Origin of the sequence: Flavobacterium amnicola (genome assembly GCF_004122165.1) — a bacterium.
In the GTDB taxonomy this organism is placed as follows: Bacteria; Bacteroidota; Bacteroidia; order Flavobacteriales; family Flavobacteriaceae; genus Flavobacterium; species Flavobacterium amnicola.
In genome coordinates, this window is sequence record NZ_SBKO01000005.1 from 130,659 (window position 1) to 152,756 (window position 22,098).

A 22,098-nucleotide genomic window follows, 5' to 3' on the forward strand; every position below is an offset into this window, starting at 1 on the left:
ATGTGTTAGTTTATTTTCGATCGCTAAAGTAATTATTTTTTGTGGAGTAAAAAAGTGGATTTTGTGATAAAAAAGTAAGGTAATATTATCTGAATTATTTCTTGTTTTTTTATCACATTTTACGGAATTTTGACACTCAATTAAACAACTAAAATGGATACTGTACATTATATAAGTTCTGATATTTTCTCATTAGAATTACTTCAAGAAATTGTTTCTCAAAATCAAAAAATAGCCTTATCGGAAGAAGCGCGAATCAACATCGAAAAATGCCGTGCGTATTTAGATAAAAAAATGGCATCGCATAGCGAACCAATCTATGGGATTAATACTGGATTCGGATCGTTGTGTAATGTTAAAATTTCGAACGAAAATCTGTCAAAACTTCAAGAAAATTTAATGAAATCTCACGCTTGTGGTACGGGTGATGAAGTACCTCATGAAGTCGTGAAGATTATGTTATTACTAAAAATAAAATCATTAAGCTACGGTCATTCGGGAGTGCAATTGCAAACAGTGGAACGTTTGGTCGATTTTTATAATAATGATGTTTTACCGGTAGTCTATACTTTAGGTTCACTAGGTGCTTCGGGCGATTTGGCACCTTTAGCACATTTGTGTTTGCCATTGATTGGAGAAGGGGAAGTGTATATGGATGGTTTCCGTCAACCGGCTTCAAAAGTGTTGGAAAAAATGGGTTGGAAGCCTATTATTCTTCAGTCGAAAGAAGGTTTGGCATTGCTTAACGGAACTCAGTTTATGGGTGCTTATGGTTGTTATACGCTGTTAAAAGCCATGAAGTATTCGTATTTAGCCGATGTTATCGGAGCGATTTCATTGGAAGGATTTGATGGTAGAATTGAGCCGTTTAATGAATTGATTCATATGGTTCGACCTCACAAAGGACAAATCGTAACCGCACAACGTTTTCAAGAATTATTAGACGGAAGTGAAATTATTGCCCAATCGAAACAACATGTACAAGATCCGTATTCCTTCCGTTGTATTCCACAAGTGCATGGTGCTTCAAAGGACACGATTGACTATGTAAAAAAAGTATTTAAGACCGAAATCAACTCAGTGACCGATAATCCTAATATTTTTGCAGAAGAAGATTTGATTATTTCGGGTGGAAATTTCCACGGACAACCCTTAGCTTTAACCTTAGACTTTTTAGGTTTGGCGTTGGCGGAATTGGGAAATATTTCAGAAAGAAGAACCTATCAATTAATTTCGGGATTACGTGATTTACCAGCTTTTTTAGTGAGCGATCCTGGATTAAATTCCGGATTTATGATTCCGCAATATACTGCCGCAAGTATTGTGAGTCAAAACAAACAATTGGCTACTCCAGCCAGTATTGATAGTATAGTATCGAGCAATGGTCAAGAAGACCACGTTTCTATGGGAGCGAATGCAGCGACAAAATGCTTGAAAATCATGGAAAACTTGGAGCGTATTTTAGCCATTGAATTGATGAATGCTTCGCAAGCAATTGAATTCAGAAGACCTTTAAAATCAAGTGATTTTATCGAGATGTTTTTGAAATCGTACAGAGACGAAGTTCCCTTGGTTAACGAAGACCGAATTTTACATTACGATATCGAAAAATCAATTTTGTTTTTGAATAGTTTTCAGATTGAATTTGAAGCATAATGGAATTTAGTATAGCTGAATTGCAACCTAAAAAACTTGTTGGTAAATCTTTATCGATGAGTTTTACAGATGATAAGACAGGAATGCTTTGGGGAAGTTTTGCTCCACAAATTAAAAATGTTGCTAATAGAGTAGGTGACGAGAAAATTTCATTGCAGTCTTATACTGATGATTTTATGATAGATCCCACAATTCCTTTTGTTAAGTGGGCAGCGATTGAAGTTTCTGATTTTAAAAATGTAATTCAAGGTATTGAAAAATTAGAAATTACCGGCGGATTGTATGCTGTTTTTCATTACAAAGGTAATGTATTAGGCGCTCCCAAATTTTTTAGTAAAATTTTTAAAGAGAGTATTCCAAATTCCAATTATCAATTAGACAATTCACGACCGCATTTTGAATTACTGCCAGCTGGTAAATATGATCCAATGGATGAAAATTCTGAAGAAAAAATTTATGTTCCAATAAAATTGAAATAACTATTAATATTAGTCTAAATTAAGATTTCAATGACTTTGAAGCTTTTATTTAGATCTAGAAGTTAAATTATTTTCTAAAATCCAGCTTTAACCTCAATTTTTATTTCTTTTTTACTCACAGGATGTGTAAAAGTGATTGATTTAGCATGCAAATGCAATCGGTTGGCTTTTGTACCATATAAGTCATCTCCAACTATTGGTGTATTCAGTCCAAGTGGGTGAGATGCGTGTACGCGTAATTGGTGGGTTCTTCCGGTAATGGGATAAAAATGGACTCTGGTTTTACTGTTTTCAATGGAAATTATCTCCCATTGGGTTTGCGCTGGTTTGCCGTATTCGTAGCATACTAATTGGCGTGGCCGATCGTCTAAATCGACTCGTAATGGCAAATCGATTGTATTTTCTTTTGAAGTAATAATTCCGTCTAATATCGCTTCATAACATTTTTTAACGGTTCTTTTGATGAATTGACGTTGCAAATTTAAATAAGCTGCTTCTGTTTTTGCAATAAGCATAATTCCCGAAGTCGACATGTCTAAACGGTGGACAATGATAGGGCCCGTAGCTTCTGGATATTTGGTTTTCATTCGCGCATACACTGAATCGGAAATCTGTTTGCCGGGAACCGATAAAAATTCGGCAGGTTTGTTGATAATTGCCATGCATTCGTCTTCGTACACAATTTCGATTTCTTTTCCTTCTGCGGGATTGAGTTCGAAAGGATTTTCGTCCATTGTTATGCCATTCAACATATGACCTAACAAAATCGGTTCGCATTTACTTTTACAAGAAGGATAAAATTGTTGGTGCTTTCGAACTTCCGATTTGGGCGATTGACCCCACCAAAACTCGGCCATACAAATTGGCTTTAAATCATGTTGAAATGCATAATGTAATAGTTTGGGAGCGGCACATTCACCAGCACCTGCGGGCGGATTATTGTCGAATATTTCACCCAAACTTTTCGACTCACCCCAACCATTTAAAAAAGCATATTCGGCAAATAAGCGTTGTTGTAAGTTGTTTGATTTTTGTTTGCGAAGTTCTTTTAATTCATTTAATTTCTCCTCATAAGCATCGACTTCTTTTTGGGCATCGGTAATTTTATAATTCCAATACGCCATCATTTTTTTGAGCAGAATTCCTTCTTGCTGACTTTGTTCTTTTAGTTCTTCAACAAACTTTTCAAAAGCAGTAGCATCCAATTCTTTTTCGGCATCCAATCGTTGTTGTTGACGGACTTTCTTTTGGATTTTGATATGGTTTTTATGACGTTGAATATCTTGTTCTGCTTCTGAAAGGATTTGATTCAGATTTTCTTTAGCAATATTAAATTCCGAATTGAATTCGGCTGTTTCAATTTTTCGATTTAACTGATTTATTATTTCTTCTTCATTTTTGTAAAAACTGGAAGGATGCAGCATGTCATATACCGTTGGGACAAAGTAGTCCAAATGATTTTGATCGGCTAATTTTCCAGAAAACGCCCACAAATAGCCCAATTCATTATTTTGATTTTGACAAACCAAAACGCCAAACATTTTCCCGATAATTAATCCGTTTTGACCTTCAATCAAACCAAAATTATGTTCAAAATTGGTTTGCTTTTCTAAATACTTTTGCAATTCTTTAGAAGCAATTACCGCCAAAGGATGGGGTTCGTAATAAAACGGAAAGGTGAATTTTTCAGGTAAATCAATTCCTGAAATAGTGGTTTTGAAGGTTTGAAATAAAGATTTTGGCATTTGGCAAAGTTAATACAAATAAAAAAGTTGACTTCGAGAACACTTCGACTATGCTCAGTGTGACACCTCAGTCAACTTTTAAATTTTATTTAAAAAGAATTATTTTTTCAAATGCACATCAAAATAATCAGCGATTTTAGCATACATGTGAATTCTATCTTTACCACCCACATTATGTTCGTGGTTAGGATATAAGAAATAATCTACTTGCTTTCCAGCTTTGATAGAAGCCTCAATAAAATTCATACTGTGTTGTTGTGCCACAACTGGATCTTGTGCTCCGTGAATAATTAGCAAGCGACCTTTTAAGTTTTTAACTTTATCTAATAAAGATGCTTTTGCATAGCCTTCTGGATTTTCTTGTGGCGTATCCATATAACGCTCTCCGTACATAATTTCGTAGTATTTCCAATCGATTACTGGTCCGCCAGCAACACCAACTTTAAACGTTTCCGCTTGTGAAGTCATTAAAGAAGTTGTCATAAATCCACCATAACTCCATCCGAAAACTCCAATTCGATCTTGATCTACGAATGATTTTGATTTTAAGAATTTAACGCCTTCCATTTGATCGGCCATTTCGTTAACTCCTAAATTTCTATGGGTTACATCACAGAATTTTTTTCCACGAGAATCACTTCCTCTATTGTCTAAAGTAAATACTACATAACCTTGTTGTGCCATATAATAATCAAAATAACCACCACCGCCTAACCAGCGATTGTTTACTAATTGAGCATGAGAACCTCCGTAAACATATACCATTACAGGATATTTTTTGGTAGCATCATAATTGGATGGATAAATAAGTCGCCCGTTTAAAGGTGTTTTTCCATCGGCAGAAGTTATCGTTACTAATTCCATTTTTGGCATGTCTATTTTACCTGTAAATGGATTTGCGGCTTTTACCAATTGAGAAGTTTTTTTCGATTTGATATCAATAATCGAAATTTCATTTGGAGTAGTCACATTGCTATATTGATCTAAAACCATTGTTCCATCAGAAGAAACAGAAGCCCTATGCATTCCTGAAACCGTTGTCAGTTGTGTTGTTGCCCCAGATTTAAGGTCAACTTGATACAATTGAAGGTCTAAACCATTGTTGGCAGTTCCTAAGTAATTGATTTTTGTATTTTTAGCATCAAAGCCTAAAAAGTCTTTTACCACTACATCTTTGTATCCTAAATTTTTCAATAATTTTCCATCAGTAGTATACAAATACATCTGATTGAAACCATTAAAATCGGTTTGGTAAATAAATTGAGTTGGATTATTTGGTACAAAAGTGATCGCATGTTGTGGTTCTACCCAAGTACTAGCTTTTTCTTCAAATAAAGTTTTTATAAAAGCACCAGTTTGAGCGTCGTATTTATTGAATTTTAAATGATTTTGTTCTCTGTTTAAAATTCCGATAAAAATATTTTTACCAGTTGGTTCCCAAGAAACCATCGTTAAATATTGTTCTTTTGGCTCCCCTGTTTGAATGGTTACTTTTTTACCTGTAGTAACATCAAAAACTACTAAAGTAACATTTTCACTAGTCATACCAGCCATTGGATACTTTATGTCTTTGTTTACAGCTTCACGTTCATTCCAATTGATGATTGGATAATTTCCAACCATGGTTTCGTCTTTACGGTAGTACGCCAATTGTGTTCCAGCTTCATTCCACCACATACCACGATCGATACCAAATTCTTGACGGTGTACATAGTCAGAACCATTTACAATTCCTTTATCAGAATCATTGGTTACATCAATTACGGTTCCTGTAGGTGTTGTAATTTTGATATTATTTTCTTTTAACCAGGAAACATTTCCATTGGGAGCAAATCTTGCTTGTTCTCCTTCAGAGGTATAAGAAGTTACATTGCTAATTTGTTTCGAAACGATATCGTAGGTAACTTTATAATTATTGTTTTTTCCTGCTACTTCAGTTTCAAATGTCGTTTCCGATTTCCATTCGATTGCAAATGGAAATGTTTTTAACGCAAATTCATCAGAAGTAATTTTCGATTTGACAGCATTTTCAAAATCAGTTTTAGTAACCAAAAGGGTTTCTTTCCAAGAATTGGCAGCCGATTTCGTCATTAAATTCGAATAATCTGGGCTTAAATAAGCAATCGATTTTGAATTTTTACGCCATTGTTGTGCCGTTTGTGTTTGAACTGCGAATTTCCTTCCACCTGTTACAGTTTCTTCAATAGTAAGCTTTTGTGCAAAAGCCATGCTTCCAACAAGCAGCAAACAAAATGTGTATTTTTTCATAAGTTAAAAATGGTGTTTCTAATATAGCTTTCAAATTTAATCATTTGAGATAAACCCCAAAGGAATTATTCGAATTTAGCATTCCGTTAACATTATTTATTTTCTGCTCAAACCGATAAAAATTCTATATTTGCGTTTAAAATTAAATAAATTCCGAAAATATATCAGATGGATGCAATAGATAAAAAACTTTTAAAACTACTTCAAACCGATAGTAAACAAACGACAAAAGAACTTTCTTCGAAGCTTAATTTATCGGTTACGGCGGTTTACGAACGTATTAAAAAACTAGAAAAAGACGGTACCATTAAAAAATATGTCGCTTTATTGGATAGAAATAAGGTGGAAAAAAGTTTTGTGGTTTTTTGTCACATTAAGTTAATCCAACATAAAAAGGATTTGATTTCTCAATTTGAAGACGAAGTGATAAAACTCAATGAAGTCTTAGAATGTTTTCACGTAAGTGGTGATTATGATTATATCTTAAAGATTTGCGTAGCCGATATGGAAGAATACCGTGAATTTATGGTGACCAAATTAACCGATTTAAAACATATTGGTAGTACACATTCCTCCTTTATGATTGGAGAAGTGAAAAATACAACCGTTTATGAAATTTGATACGACATTTGAATATTGCTTTTGCAATTAAATTTGTAATTTTGTACTCGAAATTTTTAAAAACACAACAAAAATAAACACTATGAGTTCATTTGACGTAGTTATTATAGGTTCAGGTCCTGGTGGATATGTAGCAGCGATTCGTTGCGCACAGTTAGGAATGAAAACTGCCATTATCGAAAAATATTCAACTTTAGGAGGTACATGTTTGAATGTAGGATGTATTCCTTCAAAAGCATTGTTAGCCTCTTCTCATCATTACGAAGAAATACAACATTTTGCAGATCACGGAATCGAAGTTTCGGGTGATGTAAAAGTGAATCTTAAAAAAATGATTGCTCGTAAACAAGCGGTAGTAGATCAAACTTCTGGTGGTGTAAAATTCTTAATGGATAAAAACAACATCACTGTTTTCAATGGAGTAGGTTCGTTTGAAAGCGCTACTTCTGTAAAAGTGATTAAAGAAGATGGTTCTTCAGAAATCATCGAATCAAAAAATATTATTATTGCTACAGGTTCTAAACCATCTAGCTTACCATTTATCAAATTAGACAAGGAAAGAATCATCACTTCTACTGAAGCTTTGAAATTGAAAGAAGTTCCAAAACACCTTGTAATTATTGGTGGTGGTGTTATCGGAATAGAATTAGGTCAAGTATATTTACGTTTAGGAGCACAAGTTTCTGTAGTAGAATTCATGGACAGAATCATCCCAGGAATGGACGCTGCATTGTCAAAAGAATTGACTAAAGTGTTGAAAAAACAAGGAATGAAATTCTATACGTCTCACAAAGTGCAATCAGTTGAAAGAGCTGGAGATGTTGTAACGGTAAAAGCAGAAAATGCTAAAGGAGAAATCATCACATTAGAAGGTGATTATTCATTAGTTTCTGTAGGTCGTCGTCCTTATACAGAAGGTTTAAATGCAGAAAAGGCAGGTGTAAAAGTTACGGATAGAGGTCAAATCGAAGTAAATGATCATTTACAAACTACAGCTTCAAATATATATGCTATTGGTGATGTGGTTCGTGGAGCAATGTTAGCACACAAAGCAGAAGAAGAAGGTGTAATGGTTGCCGAAATTTTAGCAGGGCAAAAACCTCATATCGATTATAATTTAATTCCTGGTGTTGTTTACACTTGGCCAGAAGTTGCCGCTGTTGGAAAAACAGAAGAGCAATTGAAAGCGGAAGGTGTAGCGTACAAAGCAGGAAGTTTCCCATTTAAAGCATTAGGAAGAGCTAGAGCAGGAGGAGACACTGACGGATTTGTAAAAATTTTAGCCGATGCCAAAACAGATGAAGTGTTAGGAGTTCACATGATTGGAGCAAGATGTGCTGATTTAATTGCAGAAGCAGTAACGGCTATGGAATTCAGAGCAAGTGCAGAAGATATTTCAAGAATGTCTCACGCACACCCAACATTTGCTGAAGCAATCAAAGAAGCGGCGTTAGCGGCGACTGCCAATAGAGCATTACACGTATAATTTAAAAGCAATTACGTTATAAATATAAAACCCCGTTCTTTCGAGCGGGTTTTTTATTGTAATTTTACTACAGAAAATTTAGGCATTGAGAACATCGGTAATTAAAAATATTGCAAATTCTTCTGACTTTAAAAATCAGCTACTGAATTGGTCACAACAATTTCGTGAAATAATCTATTTAGACAGTAACAGTTACCCTCAAAACTATTCCAGTTATGATGTGGTTTTGGCGGTAGACGCGTTTACCTCTGTTACAACGGATTATTACAATGCTTTCGAAGATTTGAAGCAATACCAACAGCAAACAAAAGATTGGCTGTTTGGTTATTTATCCTATGATTTGAAAAATGATGTGGAAAAATTAACGTCGGATAATTTGGATGGATTGCATTTTCCAGATTTGTTTTTCTTCCAACCCAAAAAAATATTTTTACTAAAAGGAACTGAAGTAGAAATCTGCTATTTGAATATGTGCGATGATGAACTGGAAGAAGATTTTGAAGAGATTGTAAAAAGTCAAGAGGGAAAAGATAAAAGTTATGAAAGTGTAACTATTGAACAACGCGTTTCAAAAGAGCATTATATTGAAAAAGTGAACCAAGTACTTTGGCACATTCACCGTGGTGATATTTATGAAGCCAATTTCTGTATGGAATTTTATGCAGAGAATGCCGAGATACATCCATTGGAAATCTATCAAAAACTCAATTCTATTTCCGAACCACCGTTTGCTACTTTCTTTAAAAATAATACCAATTATTTGCTTTCCGCTTCTCCTGAACGTTATTTACGTAAAGAAGGAACAAAAATCATCACCCAACCCATAAAAGGAACAGCACCAAGATTTACGGATATTATTTTAGATGAAAATGCTAAAATGGATTTGGCTCAAAATACAAAAGAACGTTCCGAAAATATCATGATTGTCGATTTGGTTCGCAACGATTTGTCGCATACCGCCACTAAAGGTTCGGTGCAAGTGGAAGAATTGTGCGAGATTTATAGGTTTAAGCAAGTCCATCAAATGATTTCAACAGTCGTTTCTGAAGTAGATTCTTCTACATCACCAATAGAGATTCTCAAAACTACTTTCCCCATGGGAAGCATGACAGGAGCACCCAAAATTTCGGCAATGCAAATTATTGAAGAATTAGAAGAAACCAAACGGGGTTTATACAGTGGTGCAGTCGGTTATTTTACCCCAACAGGTGATTTCGATTTTAATGTAGTCATTCGAAGTATTTTGTACAACTCAAAAGAGAAATACCTTTCATTTTCTGTGGGAAGTGCTATTACAGCTGCTTCTATTCCTAAAAACGAATATGAGGAATGTTTGTTGAAAGCGAGGGCGATGAGGGAGGTTTTGACTGATAATTAAAATTCTTACATTTGACAATGCTTTCAAAACTCAAAACGCATCTCGCTAATAATCTTTCCTTTTTACAAGGTAAAAAACTTCTATTAGCAGTAAGTGGTGGTTTGGACAGTATGGTTTTGACACATTTGTTTCAAAAATTAGATACTACTTTCGGAATTGCGCATTGCAATTTTCAATTAAGGGAGGCGGAAAGTTTTGGTGATCAGGAATTTGTACAAACTTATGCTGATGCCAATAAAATCCCATTTTATTTGACTTTATTTGATACTCAATCCTATGCTAACGATTATAAGTTGTCTACTCAAGTTGCGGCACGAGAACTGCGTTATCATTGGTTTTATGAATTGTTAGCAACTGAAGGATATGATTTTGTGCTAACTGCGCATCACGCCGATGACAATTTGGAAACTTTTTTGATTAACCTTTCTCGTGGGACAGGATTAGAAGGATTAACTGGAATTCCGAAACAAAATGAACAAATCATTCGACCACTTTTAATTTTTTCTCGTGAGGATATTGAAAGTTATGCCAAAGAAAACAACATTCAATGGCGAGAAGATTCCAGCAATGCTTCGGATAAGTATTTGCGAAATAAAATCAGACATCATTTGGTGCCGCTTTTCAAAGAATTGAATCCTAATTTTCTGGCTTCTTTTCAAAAAACACAAACGTATTTACAGGAAGCGCAATTATTGGTGGAGGATGCTACCGACATGGTTTTTCAACAAATTGCCACAGAAAAAGAAGATGGAATTTATTTCGATTTGCACAAACTTCTACAATTGGATAATTACAATTCGTATTTATTTCAATGGCTGAAAGAATTTGGTTTTACAGCTTGGGAAGATATTTATGATTTGGTAACGGCGCAATCCGGAAAATATGTTGTTTCCGAAGAATTCCGATTGCTAAAAGACCGTGATTTTCTTATTTTGTCTTCACTGGAAGAATTTGACCATCAAGAATTTTGGATTCAAGAGAATGAAAATCAATTAGATTTTCCAATAAAATTGAGATTGAGTGATGAAAGTCACATAAAAAATCCTGCTGATAAATGTATTTTTGTCGATAAAGAAAAGTTAAAATTTCCACTAAAAATTCGAAAATGGCAGGAAGGTGATTATTTTTACCCTTCGGGAATGCACGGAAAGAAAAAAGTGAGCAAATTCTTTAAAGATGAGAAGTTTTCATTAATCGATAAAGAAAATACTTGGTTGCTTTGTTCTGATGATCAAATTGTTTGGATTGTTAATCACCGTGCTGACCAACGCTATCTAGCAACAGAATTTACACAACACATTTTAAAAATAGAAGTACACAAATGAAAAAAATAGTACTATTAATTGCCTTATTCATTACTTTTTGGGGAGCTAATGCTCAAATATTAGATCCTGTAAAATGGAAAACGACTGTAGAAAAAAAATCGGAAACTGAATTTGTGTTGGTTTTTGATGCTACTATCGAACGCGAATGGCATATGTTTTCTCAATTTACCCCAGATGGAGCTTCGTTGCCTACCGTTTTTCAATTTAAAAATGCCAAAGGAAATTATTCTTTAGTAGGAAAAACTTCCGAAAGTCCTTATAAAAAAGTCTATAGCGATGTTTTTGAAGTAGATGAATATTTATTTGAAAACAAGGCACAATTCCGTCAAACGATAAAACTTACCAATCCAAAAGCGACTTCTGCCAAAGTATATGTAGAATATCAAGTGTGTAAAGAAGCTTGTATTCAGCAAGACAAAACTTTTGATTTGAAACTGCCTATCACCGCAATAACCAACGAATCAACACTAACTACAACAGAAATTGCAGCAAAAGATACAAGCGATTTCACAGTAATCCCATTAATTACAGAAGAAAACAAACCTGTAGTAAGCAATACGAATGCTGTAACTAAATTGGAAAGTAAACAAGAAGTTTCTAAAAGTCTTTGGACGATATTTTTCTTAGCCTTCTTTTCTGGTTTTGCTGCGCTTTTAACTCCGTGTGTGTTTCCTATGATTCCGATGACGGTGAGTTTTTTTACGAAACAAAGTAAAACCAAAGCAGCTGGAATCAGAAATGCTATTTTCTACGGAATATCCATTATTTTAATCTATGTTATTTTAGGTTCTTTAGTGACGGCTATTTTTGGTGCCGATGCTTTGAATGCTTTATCTACGAATGTTTGGTTTAATATTATATTTTTCCTTTTATTAGTATTTTTTGCTACTTCTTTTTTAGGGGCATTTGAAATTATGTTGCCGAATTCATGGGCAAATAAAGTAGACAAACAAGCCGATCGAGGAGGAGTTATTGGAATATTATTTATGGCCTTAGCCTTGGCTATTGTCTCTTTTTCATGTACTGGACCGATTGTTGGGACTTTATTAGTTGAAGCTGCTTCAAAAGGTGGAATTGCGCCAATTGTAGGGATGCTAGGTTTTTCTTTAGCCTTGGCTTTACCCTTTATGTTGTTTGCGATGTTTCCAGGATGGTTAAATTCATTGCCAAAATCTGGTGGATGGTTAAATACCGTAAAAGTAGTTTTAGGTTTTCTGGAATTGGCCTTAGCCTTTAAATTTTTATCAAATGCCGATTTGGTACTTCAAACACATTTATTAGAAAGAGAAGTGTTTCTAGCCATTTGGATAGCTGTTTTTGGGGCTTTAGCTCTTTATTTATTGGGAAAAATTACATTGCCACATGATAGTCCGTCTTCATTTATTTCTGTGGGACGATTGTTATTTGGATTATTAGTTTTATCATTTACCATCTATTTAATTCCTGGGCTATGGGGTGCACCACTGAAGCTTATTTCAGGTTTTCCTCCTCCCTTAACCTATAGTGAAAGTCCGAATGGAATTATAAGTTCTGGTAGTGCTTCTGCCAATACAACGGTGTATCCTGATGGGGCAAAAAGTGGTCCACATGGCATTATTGCTTTTACAGATTATGAAAAAGGAATGGCTTATGCAAAAGCTCAAAATAAACCAGTGTTATTAGATTTTACCGGTCATGCTTGTGTCAACTGTCGAAAAATGGAAGATTATGTATGGTCTAAACCCGAAATCCTTTCCATACTTAAAAATGAGTTGGTTTTGATATCCTTGTATGTGGATGATAAAAGAGAATTGCCAGCGAACGAACAATATGTTTCGAAAGAAACTGGAAAGGAAATTAAAACAATTGGAAATAAATGGAGTGATTTTCAAATTACGCATTATAAAGCCAATGCACAACCCTATTATATTGTTTTAGATACTAAAGCGAATAAACTAAACGAACCAGTTGGTTATACACCTGATTCGAATGAATACCAATCGTGGTTAACTTCTGGAATTGCAAAATTTAAATAACTTAAATCCCGAGAAATCGGGATTTTTTTATTCCACCAACTTTTCTATATTTGTACTATTATAAGCCATTAATTAGTACACGCCATGTTAGTAAAAGTCTTCGGTAGCGCCGTTTTCGGAGTAGCTGCTACCACCATTACTGTAGAAGTAAATATTGAAAAAGGAATTGGATACCACTTGGTCGGACTTCCTGACAGCACCATAAAAGAAAGTAGTTTTCGCATTGCTGCCGCTTTAAAAAACAACCATTACAATTTTCCCGGTAAAAAAATCATTGTAAATATGGCTCCAGCCGATTTACGAAAAGAAGGTTCTGCTTATGATTTAACTATTGCTATGGGAATTTTAGCCGCTTCGGGGCAAATTGATTTAGACGAGGTTGGCAACTATATTATGATGGGCGAATTGTCTCTTGATGGAAGTTTGCAACCCATTCGTGGGGCACTATCCATTGCTATCAAAGCCAAAGAAGAAGGATTTAAGGGCTTTTTTCTTCCCAAACAAAATGTGAATGAAGCTGCCATTGTTTCTGGACTAGATGTCTACGGAATTGAAAATGTCACCGAAATAATTGACTTTTTTAAAGGGAAAAGCGCTATTCAACCCACAATCATTAACACACGCGAAGAATTTTACAAAACATTGGATTTTCCAGAATTCGATTTTGCTGAAGTACGCGGTCAAGAATCTATCAAACGCTGTATGGAAATCGCTGCTGCGGGTGGACATAACGTAATTAAAATATTGTAAAGAAATACCACTATTAAATCAATGTTTATCAATAAGTTAAATTTTATAAGCGACTAAACTTATAATATTAAAACAGTATAAATCTTTATTGTTCAAAGTGGTTCTTACTTTACAGTTTTTCGTAATGAAATAAATGATTTAATGAAGTTATTTGTTTTTGACACATAAAAATCTAACTAAATTTAGTTAGATGAAATATCACCAAAATTGGTGATTGTTTGGTAACTAAAATTGTCGTACCCTTGCGCCTCAAAAATCCATAGACAAATTTAACCATATCAAAAATGAATAAAATTACATTTCTAGTTTTCAGTCTTTTACTGTTTACAGTTAACTCTCACTCTCAGACTAAAATAACCTTTGATTATGATTCAGCAGGAAATCAAATTGTAAGAAGAATTGTTTTTTCTAGACTTTCTGATAAAACAACTGACGAGACTACAAAAGAAGAGCAAAAAACAAATGAATTGGAAGAGCAAGAAAAAATCAATGACAATGATTTTCAAAAATTTAATGAAGAAGATGTTTTTTCGTATTATCCAAATCCAGTTAAGGAAAAATTGTTTTTAAAATGGGAATTAATAAACAACAATAAAGTTGAAAGTATTGATATATATACTCTTAATGGTAATTTATTAAAAAATTACGGCAGATTAAGCAATGAAAATTTCTATTCAATTGATTTTCAAAATTATCCCTTGGGCACTTATATTTTACTTATAAATTATAACAATGGAGATTCTAAATCTATAAAAATTGTAAAAAACTAACTTACCTACAAATGAAATTAAAATTACCCTTTGCATTTATTTTTTTAATAATAAATAGCATATACTCACAAAAAAACTTTCACGATACTCAAGGTAAATTAGAAATTTCCACTACAGGTCAAGCGATTTACAACATACCGATTGCCATGCCTGCCAGCTTGCAAGATGTTGCTCCTCAAATAAATCTTATTTATGCAAGTGGACAATTTGGGGGGATTGCTGGACAAGGCTGGAATATTAACAGTATTTCAACTATTAGTAGGATTGGAACTCGATTAGATATTGATGGTTTCATTGACGGTGTTGATTATGATGATAATGACAAACTAGCACTGGATGGCCAACGATTGCTTCTTGTTTCAGGAACGTACTGGGCTGATGGTTCTATTTATCAAACTGAAATTAAATCAAATTTTAGAATTGAATTAAATGGGACAGGTGAAAATATTCATTTTATCATCACAGCTCCAGATGGTGCAAAATCTTGGTACGGATTAAATGGTGCAAAAGATTTAAACGCTTATTATATTAGTCGTTTTGAAGATACTAATGGGAATTTTATAAACTATAAATACTTAGCAGTTAATACGTATAATTCATTATACATTGATGAAATCAACTTTAGTGCAAATACCAATGGATTAAACACACCATTAAATACCATAAAGTTTGGCTATAAAAATGCCTTGCGAAAGGAGAAGTCTTTCATTAAAGGACAACAAATCACTAAGACATTAATTTTAGATGAAATTAAAGTAGCTAGCGGAAATAGTTTGTTTCGAAAATATAAATTAACACACACGTATGACCAACAATTAGGATATGAAAAAGTAGCTAGCGTGCAGGAATTTAATGGAGCTTTGGAAGGAGCTAATCTAATTAAATTCGATTACAATAATACCGTTTCTACAAGTATTTTCACAGAGACCCAAACTCAATACAATACTCCTTTAACCCCTGATAATGGATTTGTTTCTGGTGACTTTGACGGAGATGGCTTTGTGGATTTATATAATAATGGTTACATATTTACAGAGATGTATCAAGGCGGTAATGGAAGTTCAAGAGCTATTAACGCAGAAGGTGTAAGGTCAATCATCCCCATCAACACACTTGGTTTAAACAATAAATTAAACCAGTTCCAATCCATTGCCAGTCTTGAAAATATACAAGAGGAACAAATAACTTTTAATGTCAGACAAATAAATAATGCTAGAACTGGATTAATAGGTGTTTATTCTAAAACAATTCAACTTCCAAACTATGGTACTTGTTATTCAAACTGTCCTTGGCAGACTTGTGACGGAAGCATTAGAAACCCAGGTATTAGCACAGGAAGATTCATAAACTCTTCAGGTAAATCTATTACTGGTGATTTTAATGGAGACGGTATTTCGGAAATTTTAATTATTAGATATCCAGAACACAGACAGTATGAGTTCACACCAGATTCTAATGCAAATAGAATTCCAGACCCAAGTGGGAATTGTAATGAAACATACACAATTGGTGATTTCCCACATATTGTTCGATTATTGGATATGAATCCTTTCAGTTCAGTAACATTAGGTACTAAAGGTTATACTGAAATTACAAATCAGCAATTGGGTTTAATTGGATTAAGGAAAGATGAAACCATCACTGCCGATTTCAATGGTGATGGGAAAACCGATGTTTTAGTTTTAAAAGCAGATAAAACCTACAGAGTAATTAGTTTTAAACAATTACTTGCCGCCCCATGGGTTGAAATGGAAGTCATTGGTTCTGGCACACTTTCTCATTATGAAAAAAACAAACCTTTGATGCTAGGAGATTTCAATGGAGATGGCAAAGTTGATTTAATAACCCCTGTAGCTTTACGAAGCCCGTATTGGACAATTTATAATTCAAATCCTAATCCTAATGGAGGTGAATTTTTCCAGTCAGAAACGCATTTTATTGAAGAATATTTGCCCGATACAGGACAACCGGGAGCTGGTGGTGGTGATTACAACCTACGTCAAATATTTAAAAATTATTATGTTGTAGATACTAACAAAGACGGTAAATCTGATATTGCTGTTTTTAGGTCGGAACGTATTAAAAAAGAATGGTGGCAATATCATAATTTTGATGTGAAATGGACGGTAAATACCTATGCAAATAATATTGGGAACAATAATGCTGCACTAACCTTCACACCTGATTATGCTTCAATCACCGACCATTATGATAGAAATCCGAACATCCCATTTGCAATTGTAGCAAATTTCAAACAAAGTGGTGCTAACAAAGAAATTATTGTTGCCAGAGGTGGTTTAAATACTGTTACATATGTAAATTTCACAAAAAATGTTGCACAAGATAATTTACTTAGAAAAGTAACCTCTAATGGAACAAACATAATTGATGAAATTTCATATTTACCGATGGATTCGGTCGAGACTGATTATGGCACATTTTATACTTCTTCAGACCAAGTAAATTACCCATTGGCTGATATCAAAAGAATTTCGACCAATAAATTAGTCTCACAATTGAAAAATACAACTAGTGGAATTACTAAGTATCAAGATTTTTCTTATAATGGTTTTATTGCTCATATGCACGGTTTAGGAGCTTTAGGCTTTCAAAAAGTAGCAAGAAGTAGTTGGTATCAAACCTCTGGTGATAAAAGAATTTGGAACGTTACAATAAATGACCCACTACTGAGAAATGCAGTAAAATCAAGTTATAGCATTTTAAATCCTACCAATACATTTAGCTTTGATACTTCTTTTAATAAAATAAACGAAACAAATTACACATATTCAAGTTCTTTAGATAACGGTGTTTATAATTTATTGATTGATAAAATTTCAACAAATGATTTATTAAGTAATGTATTAACAGAAAAAACGTTTACATATTCCCCGTTATTTAATTTAACTGAAAACCTAACTACCAAAAATTATTTATCAAGTGGTGGGTCAAGAATTCTACAAGGAACAACAACAGTTGATACAACTTATGATAATGACACTAATCCATCTTCTTATTTTATAGGAAAGCCAACTAGAGTTATAACAACGACTTCTGCTTATTCTGATATTTTTTCTACTGAAGAAAACTATATTTATAATGGCTATAAGCTTACAAGAACTAAAAAGAAAGGAAATACTGGGGATAATAAATTTCTTGTAGAAGACTTCGTGTATGATAGTTTAGGTAATATTTTGCAAAAAACATTAAGCACATCTGGAATTACTTCAACATTGGCTCCAAGAACCGTAGAATATACCTACGATACTTCTTCACGTTTTTTAAAAACCACAAAAGATATTGAAGGCTTAGTTAGCCGTAATTTAGCATACCACCCTATTTATGGAATGGTTACTGAATCTGAAAATCCATACGGTCAAAGGTCTAAATCGGAATATGATAATTGGGGAAAACCAACTAAAATAACCGATTACTTAGGAAAAAGTATTGTTTATACCTATTCTATGCAAGGTAATAATTATATAACCAAGCAAGTTGGTGATGACGGTAGCGAGAGTATTAAGATGACAGATGCTTTAGGACGAGTTATAAAAACGGGAGCTAAAAATATTGATAATTCTTGGTCTTATAAATCTGTTGAGTATGATTATTTAGGAAGAAAAATTAAAGAAAGTGAACCTTTTGATGGTGCTTCAGCATCACAATGGAATACAACAACTTATGATGATTACAGCAGAATCATAAGTAATACCTCTGCAACTGGATTAACCACAACCATTAATTATAACGAACTAACCACAACAGGAAGCGATGGGGTTAAAACAACCAGTTCTACCAAAAATGCAAACGGCCATGTAGTATCCGTAACTGATAATGGGGGTATGATTAACTATACCTATTTTGCCAATGGAAATCTAAAGTCATCCAATTTTGAGAATACCATTTTAACTATGGAATACGATGAGTTTGGCAGAAAATCAAAACTTACTGACCCATCAGCAGGTACTTATACATATGTGTATAATTACTACGGTGAAATGGTAAAAGAAACATCACCAAAAGGAACTACTACTTTTGAGTATGACGCTTTTGGAAAAGTAATTCAGAAAAAAATTGTTGGACATAATGATGCTGATGCAACAGATATCACAACCGTTTATTCTTATGATAACGATACAAAACAAATTATATCTTTAAGTGTTACAAATCCAATTGATGGAAATAGCAACTATAGATATACCTATGATGCAGATAAAAGGTTAATCAGTGTAGAAGAAAATCTTCCTGAATTTAGTTATAAAAAAACAATTGCATACGATGAGTATGGACGTGTTGAAAAAGAACAATACGATGCCACACATTTTGCAAGTAATAAATCAACTACAAAACGTGTTAAAAACACCTATAAAAACGGAGGGCATTGGCAAACTTTTGATGACCAATCCAGTTTATTATTATGGCAAACCAATACTGTAAATGTTAAAGGACAAGTTACTTACGTATCTTTAGGGAACGACCTAAAAGAGTACTTTTCTTATGATAATTATGGATTGCCTAATGGTCAATCTACGGTTCATACTACACCAGCCTCTAACCCTAATGAGGAAGATGTAAGCCAACAAATTATTTCTTTAAACTATAATTTTAATGCTCAAAGAGCATTACTCAATAATAGGTCGAGTTCATTATTTAATACGGAAGAAACTTTTACTTATGATAATCAGGAACGATTAATCAAATGGGAGTTTGCACCACAAACATTACACGATAACAACTTCACGACTAGCGTAGATGGATTTACATCTTCGGGATTGGCAACAATCTCAACAACAGTGGGTAAATTAAGAATTCAACAAGTAACAACAGCATCGGATGGCGCTCAAAAAAAGATACTTTCTAATGCAAAAGCAGGAACAAAATTAGAGTTGAGTGCTAATATTACAAAGCTTACCACAAACAAAATTGACATTAAAATTATTGAGAAAAACCCTACTGATAACACTGTAATTTCTCAAAGTGTTTTAGCTACTGTAAGTAATAATGGAGTAATTAGAACTAATTATACTTCTTTACAAAATGCCGATATTTATGTTGAGTTCCTTAAAAGTACAACAAGTAATGATATTGGTAATGCAAGTGCTTTTTTGATTGACGATTTTCTAGCTAAAAAACTAGATTCACATGAGCAACAGTATGATAATAAAGGAAGAATTACCCAAAACGAAGTAGGTACTTATAAATACAGTATTGCCAAACAATATCAAAATAACTCAGTGGTTTTAACTCAACAAGCCAAAGTACATTACACAAACTACCCTAGACAAGAGGTGAGCTATAATGCTTTTAAAAGCCCTATCGCTATATATGAAGAAGGACACAGAATAGTTTCTTTTAACTATAATACCTTTCAAAACAGGTCTAAAATGGAGATACAATCTAGGAATCCTGTAGAGCGAATGATACCTAGGATTAAACATTATTCGCACGATGGAGTCATAGAAATAAAACACGACCTTAATTCTGCTGATGTAGAATTCATAACCTATATAGGTGGCGATAGTTATTCTGCTCCAGTGGTCTATAAATCTAATGGAACGGAAAGCCAATTTTTATATTTGCATCGAGATTATTTAGGAAGTATTATAGCCATTTCAAACCAAACAGGACAAATAATTGAAAAAAGACACTTTGATGCTTGGGGTAACGTGTATAAAGTTGCCAATGGAGAAAATAGCGAATTAAGTAATCTTACCGTTTTAGATAGAGGTTACACTTCACACGAACATTTAATGGGGGTTGGTTTAATACACATGAACGGAAGGCTATATGACCCAATGTTACACCGTTTTTTACAACCTGACAATTACATTCAAGACCCTCACAATACCCAAAACTATAATAGGTATGGCTATGCTTTTAACAACCCATTAAAATACACTGACCCAAGTGGTGAAGAATTTTTTACTGCTATTGTAATTGGCGTAGGTATTGGTGTAGCAACTTATCTACTAAGTGCCATTGCCGTAGAAGCACCTATTACTTTTGATGCCATAGCACAAACTGTAATATTCTCTTGTATCAGCTCAGGAGCAACGTTTGGTATTGGAAGTGCAACTGCAAGTATAGGTAACTTCTTTGTGCGTTCGGCTGTACAAGCCGTAGCACATGGAACAGTACAAGGAGGATTAAGTGAAGTACAAGGTGGTAAATTTTGCACAGGTTTTTATGCAGGTGCTTTAAGTAGTGCCGCAGCAAGTGCTTGGAGTGGTGGTAATAATTACACATACAATCAAGATGGAAGTATTGCAACCTCTACAACAGCTTTTAATGGAATAGGTGGTAATTTTGCTCAAAGTAGTGCAGGTACAATTTTATTTGGTACATTAGCAGGAGGAGCTGGAGCATCTTTGAGTGGTGGAAACTTTTGGCAAGGAGCTGCTACTGGAGCAATTGTATCTGGTTTAAACCATGTTATGCATAAAGGTAAATGGATTAGGGATTTAAAAGAAAGATTTCACAACATTAATCCTGATGCTAAACCTGAGGAAAGTATTAATTCTGTAAATGAAGTTTTAAAAGATGTTGATGGATTAAGTAATACATATAAAATATCAGGAAGAACCCCTATTGATGTTACTGGTCAAGATAGTGGTGCTGTTTTAGCAGATACTGCTCCTGTTGATGGAAAACTTACAATAAAACTTTATAGTGGAGCATTTAAAAGTTATTTTAAGCTTGCTTCAACTTTATTTCATGAATTTTTTCATGCTTATCAATACAATGTCGGATTAGTAGATTACGCTCAAGAGAGATTTGGGGTCGGAGCTTATTATGATAGTTTTGGTATGCCTACAAAATCTCAAGCTTGGTTAGAAAGTAAAGCATATGATTTTCAAATGAGAATGGGAGACATGAGTTCTTCCGTTAAATCTCAATATAGTATGATGTTAAAACATTTAAAATAAAAAATTATGAAAAAAGCGTTTTTTCTTTTTTTAATTGGCTTCTTCTTTATTTCTTGTAATAATAAAGAAGAATTAGATTTAGAAATTATTAATAATATTGTTTTTGTGAGTAAAAGTAAAGATTCTTCCAGAAATAATATTATAACATATAAGCTTACGAATAAAAGTAACAAAACTTATTGTTTTTTACCGCTTGAAAATTCTCGATTAATTTATAAAATAAAATGCCTTAAACTTGATAATTCTGGTTTTGTTTTTGTAAATGAAAAGGATACGATTAAAAGAGATGTAAGGTTTATTAATTTTTCGGATTCAAGCTTTCAAAATAAATTATTTGAAATTATGGATGAAAAATCAAAAAAATTAGGATACAAGCTTAATGGATATACAAAAGACAATATAGATAAAAATAAATTCTTCATACATCCTAAAGAAACTATTTATTTTGAAAAATTAGTATCTCTACCTATACCTGATAGGTTCTCGTCAAAATTAATGTTCCGAATAGATAGAAAATATATGATGAGTGTTTTTGTATACAGTGATAGTACAAAATCTAAAGATTTTTTATCAAGACCAGATTTTAAAACTATAACAGAAAATGGGTATGAAATTTATCACGGTGTGATAAAGTCCAAAAATAAAGTGCCAATAAAATTTATTGATTAAGTTGGTTTGA

At 33.5% G+C, this 22,098-nt stretch carries 12 protein-coding genes and 1 pseudogene; 11 read left to right on the plus strand and 2 right to left on the minus strand.

The annotated features are described in order from the left end of the window. Nucleotides 1-153 precede the first annotated feature (153 nt). A complete protein-coding gene (gene hutH / locus EQG63_RS11100) occupies nucleotides 154-1,656 on the plus strand; it encodes a histidine ammonia-lyase (RefSeq protein ID WP_129436447.1) in 1,503 nt (500 codons plus the stop codon). Then, complete coding sequence (locus EQG63_RS11105) at nucleotides 1,656-2,135, plus strand: GyrI-like domain-containing protein (protein ID WP_129436448.1); 480 nt, start codon at nucleotides 1,656-1,658, stop codon at nucleotides 2,133-2,135. Before hutH ends, EQG63_RS11105 begins: the two co-directional genes overlap by 1 nt. A gap of 74 nt (nucleotides 2,136-2,209) precedes the next feature. Here EQG63_RS11105 and EQG63_RS11110 read toward each other — a convergent pair whose 3' ends face one another. Both EQG63_RS11110 and EQG63_RS11115 read right to left on the minus strand, forming a co-directional pair. Beyond that, the gene (locus EQG63_RS11110) at nucleotides 2,210-3,880 is read right to left on the minus strand and encodes an RluA family pseudouridine synthase (RefSeq protein WP_129436449.1); all 1,671 of its coding nucleotides are present in this window, start codon (nucleotides 3,878-3,880) and stop codon (nucleotides 2,210-2,212) included. Nucleotides 3,881-3,979: 99 nt separating this feature from the next. After that, nucleotides 3,980-6,148 (minus strand): S9 family peptidase, encoded by a 2,169-nt coding sequence (locus EQG63_RS11115; protein WP_129436450.1) that lies wholly within the window; start codon nucleotides 6,146-6,148, stop codon nucleotides 3,980-3,982. Between the two features lie 168 nt (nucleotides 6,149-6,316). Between EQG63_RS11115 and EQG63_RS11120 the strand changes: the two genes are divergently transcribed. The 9 genes and pseudogenes from EQG63_RS11120 to EQG63_RS11160 all read left to right on the plus strand — a co-directional run bounded on the left by EQG63_RS11120 (nucleotide 6,317) and on the right by EQG63_RS11160 (nucleotide 22,088). Continuing rightward, entirely contained in the window at nucleotides 6,317-6,769 is a 453-nt protein-coding gene (locus EQG63_RS11120; protein WP_129436451.1) for an Lrp/AsnC family transcriptional regulator, read from the plus strand. Between the two features lie 82 nt (nucleotides 6,770-6,851). Next, the gene (gene lpdA / locus EQG63_RS11125) at nucleotides 6,852-8,255 is read left to right on the plus strand and encodes a dihydrolipoyl dehydrogenase (RefSeq protein WP_129436452.1); all 1,404 of its coding nucleotides are present in this window, start codon (nucleotides 6,852-6,854) and stop codon (nucleotides 8,253-8,255) included. An 85-nt stretch (nucleotides 8,256-8,340) separates the two neighbouring features. Next, a complete protein-coding gene (locus EQG63_RS11130) occupies nucleotides 8,341-9,633 on the plus strand; it encodes an anthranilate synthase component I family protein (RefSeq protein WP_129436453.1) in 1,293 nt (430 codons plus the stop codon). A 17-nt stretch (nucleotides 9,634-9,650) separates the two neighbouring features. Next, nucleotides 9,651-10,958: a tRNA lysidine(34) synthetase TilS gene (gene tilS, locus EQG63_RS11135; RefSeq protein ID WP_129436454.1), complete on the plus strand. Its 1,308-nt coding sequence runs from the start codon at nucleotides 9,651-9,653 to the stop codon at nucleotides 10,956-10,958. Beyond that, on the plus strand, nucleotides 10,955-12,973 hold the full coding sequence (locus tag EQG63_RS11140; protein ID WP_129436455.1) for a protein-disulfide reductase DsbD family protein: 2,019 nt from the start codon (nucleotides 10,955-10,957) through the stop codon (nucleotides 12,971-12,973). Before tilS ends, EQG63_RS11140 begins: the two co-directional genes overlap by 4 nt. A gap of 84 nt (nucleotides 12,974-13,057) precedes the next feature. Further along, a pseudogene (locus EQG63_RS11145) lies at nucleotides 13,058-13,717 on the plus strand (magnesium chelatase domain-containing protein); the annotation flags it as partial. A gap of 290 nt (nucleotides 13,718-14,007) precedes the next feature. Then, on the plus strand, nucleotides 14,008-14,493 hold the full coding sequence (locus EQG63_RS11150; RefSeq protein WP_129436456.1) for a T9SS type A sorting domain-containing protein: 486 nt from the start codon (nucleotides 14,008-14,010) through the stop codon (nucleotides 14,491-14,493). Between the two features lie 11 nt (nucleotides 14,494-14,504). Then, nucleotides 14,505-21,419, plus strand: a complete 6,915-nt coding sequence (locus EQG63_RS11155) for an RHS repeat-associated core domain-containing protein (protein ID WP_129436457.1) — start codon at nucleotides 14,505-14,507, stop codon at nucleotides 21,417-21,419. Between the two features lie 6 nt (nucleotides 21,420-21,425). Then, nucleotides 21,426-22,088 (plus strand): hypothetical protein, encoded by a 663-nt coding sequence (locus tag EQG63_RS11160; RefSeq protein WP_129436458.1) that lies wholly within the window; start codon nucleotides 21,426-21,428, stop codon nucleotides 22,086-22,088. Nucleotides 22,089-22,098 lie beyond the last annotated feature (10 nt).

Bases quoted from the DNA above. Each gene is read 5' to 3' on its own strand.
- hutH (WP_129436447.1), top strand. From the start codon at position 154: ATGGATACTGTACATTATATAAGTTCTGATATTTTCTCATTAGAATTA.
- EQG63_RS11105 (WP_129436448.1), top strand. From the start codon at position 1,656: ATGGAATTTAGTATAGCTGAATTGCAACCTAAAAAACTTGTTGGTAAA.
- EQG63_RS11110 (WP_129436449.1), bottom strand. From the start codon at position 3,880: ATGCCAAAATCTTTATTTCAAACCTTCAAAACCACTATTTCAGGAATT.
- EQG63_RS11115 (WP_129436450.1), bottom strand. From the start codon at position 6,148: ATGAAAAAATACACATTTTGTTTGCTGCTTGTTGGAAGCATGGCTTTT.
- EQG63_RS11120 (WP_129436451.1), top strand. From the start codon at position 6,317: ATGGATGCAATAGATAAAAAACTTTTAAAACTACTTCAAACCGATAGT.
- lpdA (WP_129436452.1), top strand. From the start codon at position 6,852: ATGAGTTCATTTGACGTAGTTATTATAGGTTCAGGTCCTGGTGGATAT.
- tilS (WP_129436454.1), top strand. From the start codon at position 9,651: ATGCTTTCAAAACTCAAAACGCATCTCGCTAATAATCTTTCCTTTTTA.
- EQG63_RS11140 (WP_129436455.1), top strand. From the start codon at position 10,955: ATGAAAAAAATAGTACTATTAATTGCCTTATTCATTACTTTTTGGGGA.
- EQG63_RS11150 (WP_129436456.1), top strand. From the start codon at position 14,008: ATGAATAAAATTACATTTCTAGTTTTCAGTCTTTTACTGTTTACAGTT.
- EQG63_RS11155 (WP_129436457.1), top strand. From the start codon at position 14,505: ATGAAATTAAAATTACCCTTTGCATTTATTTTTTTAATAATAAATAGC.
- EQG63_RS11160 (WP_129436458.1), top strand. From the start codon at position 21,426: ATGAAAAAAGCGTTTTTTCTTTTTTTAATTGGCTTCTTCTTTATTTCT.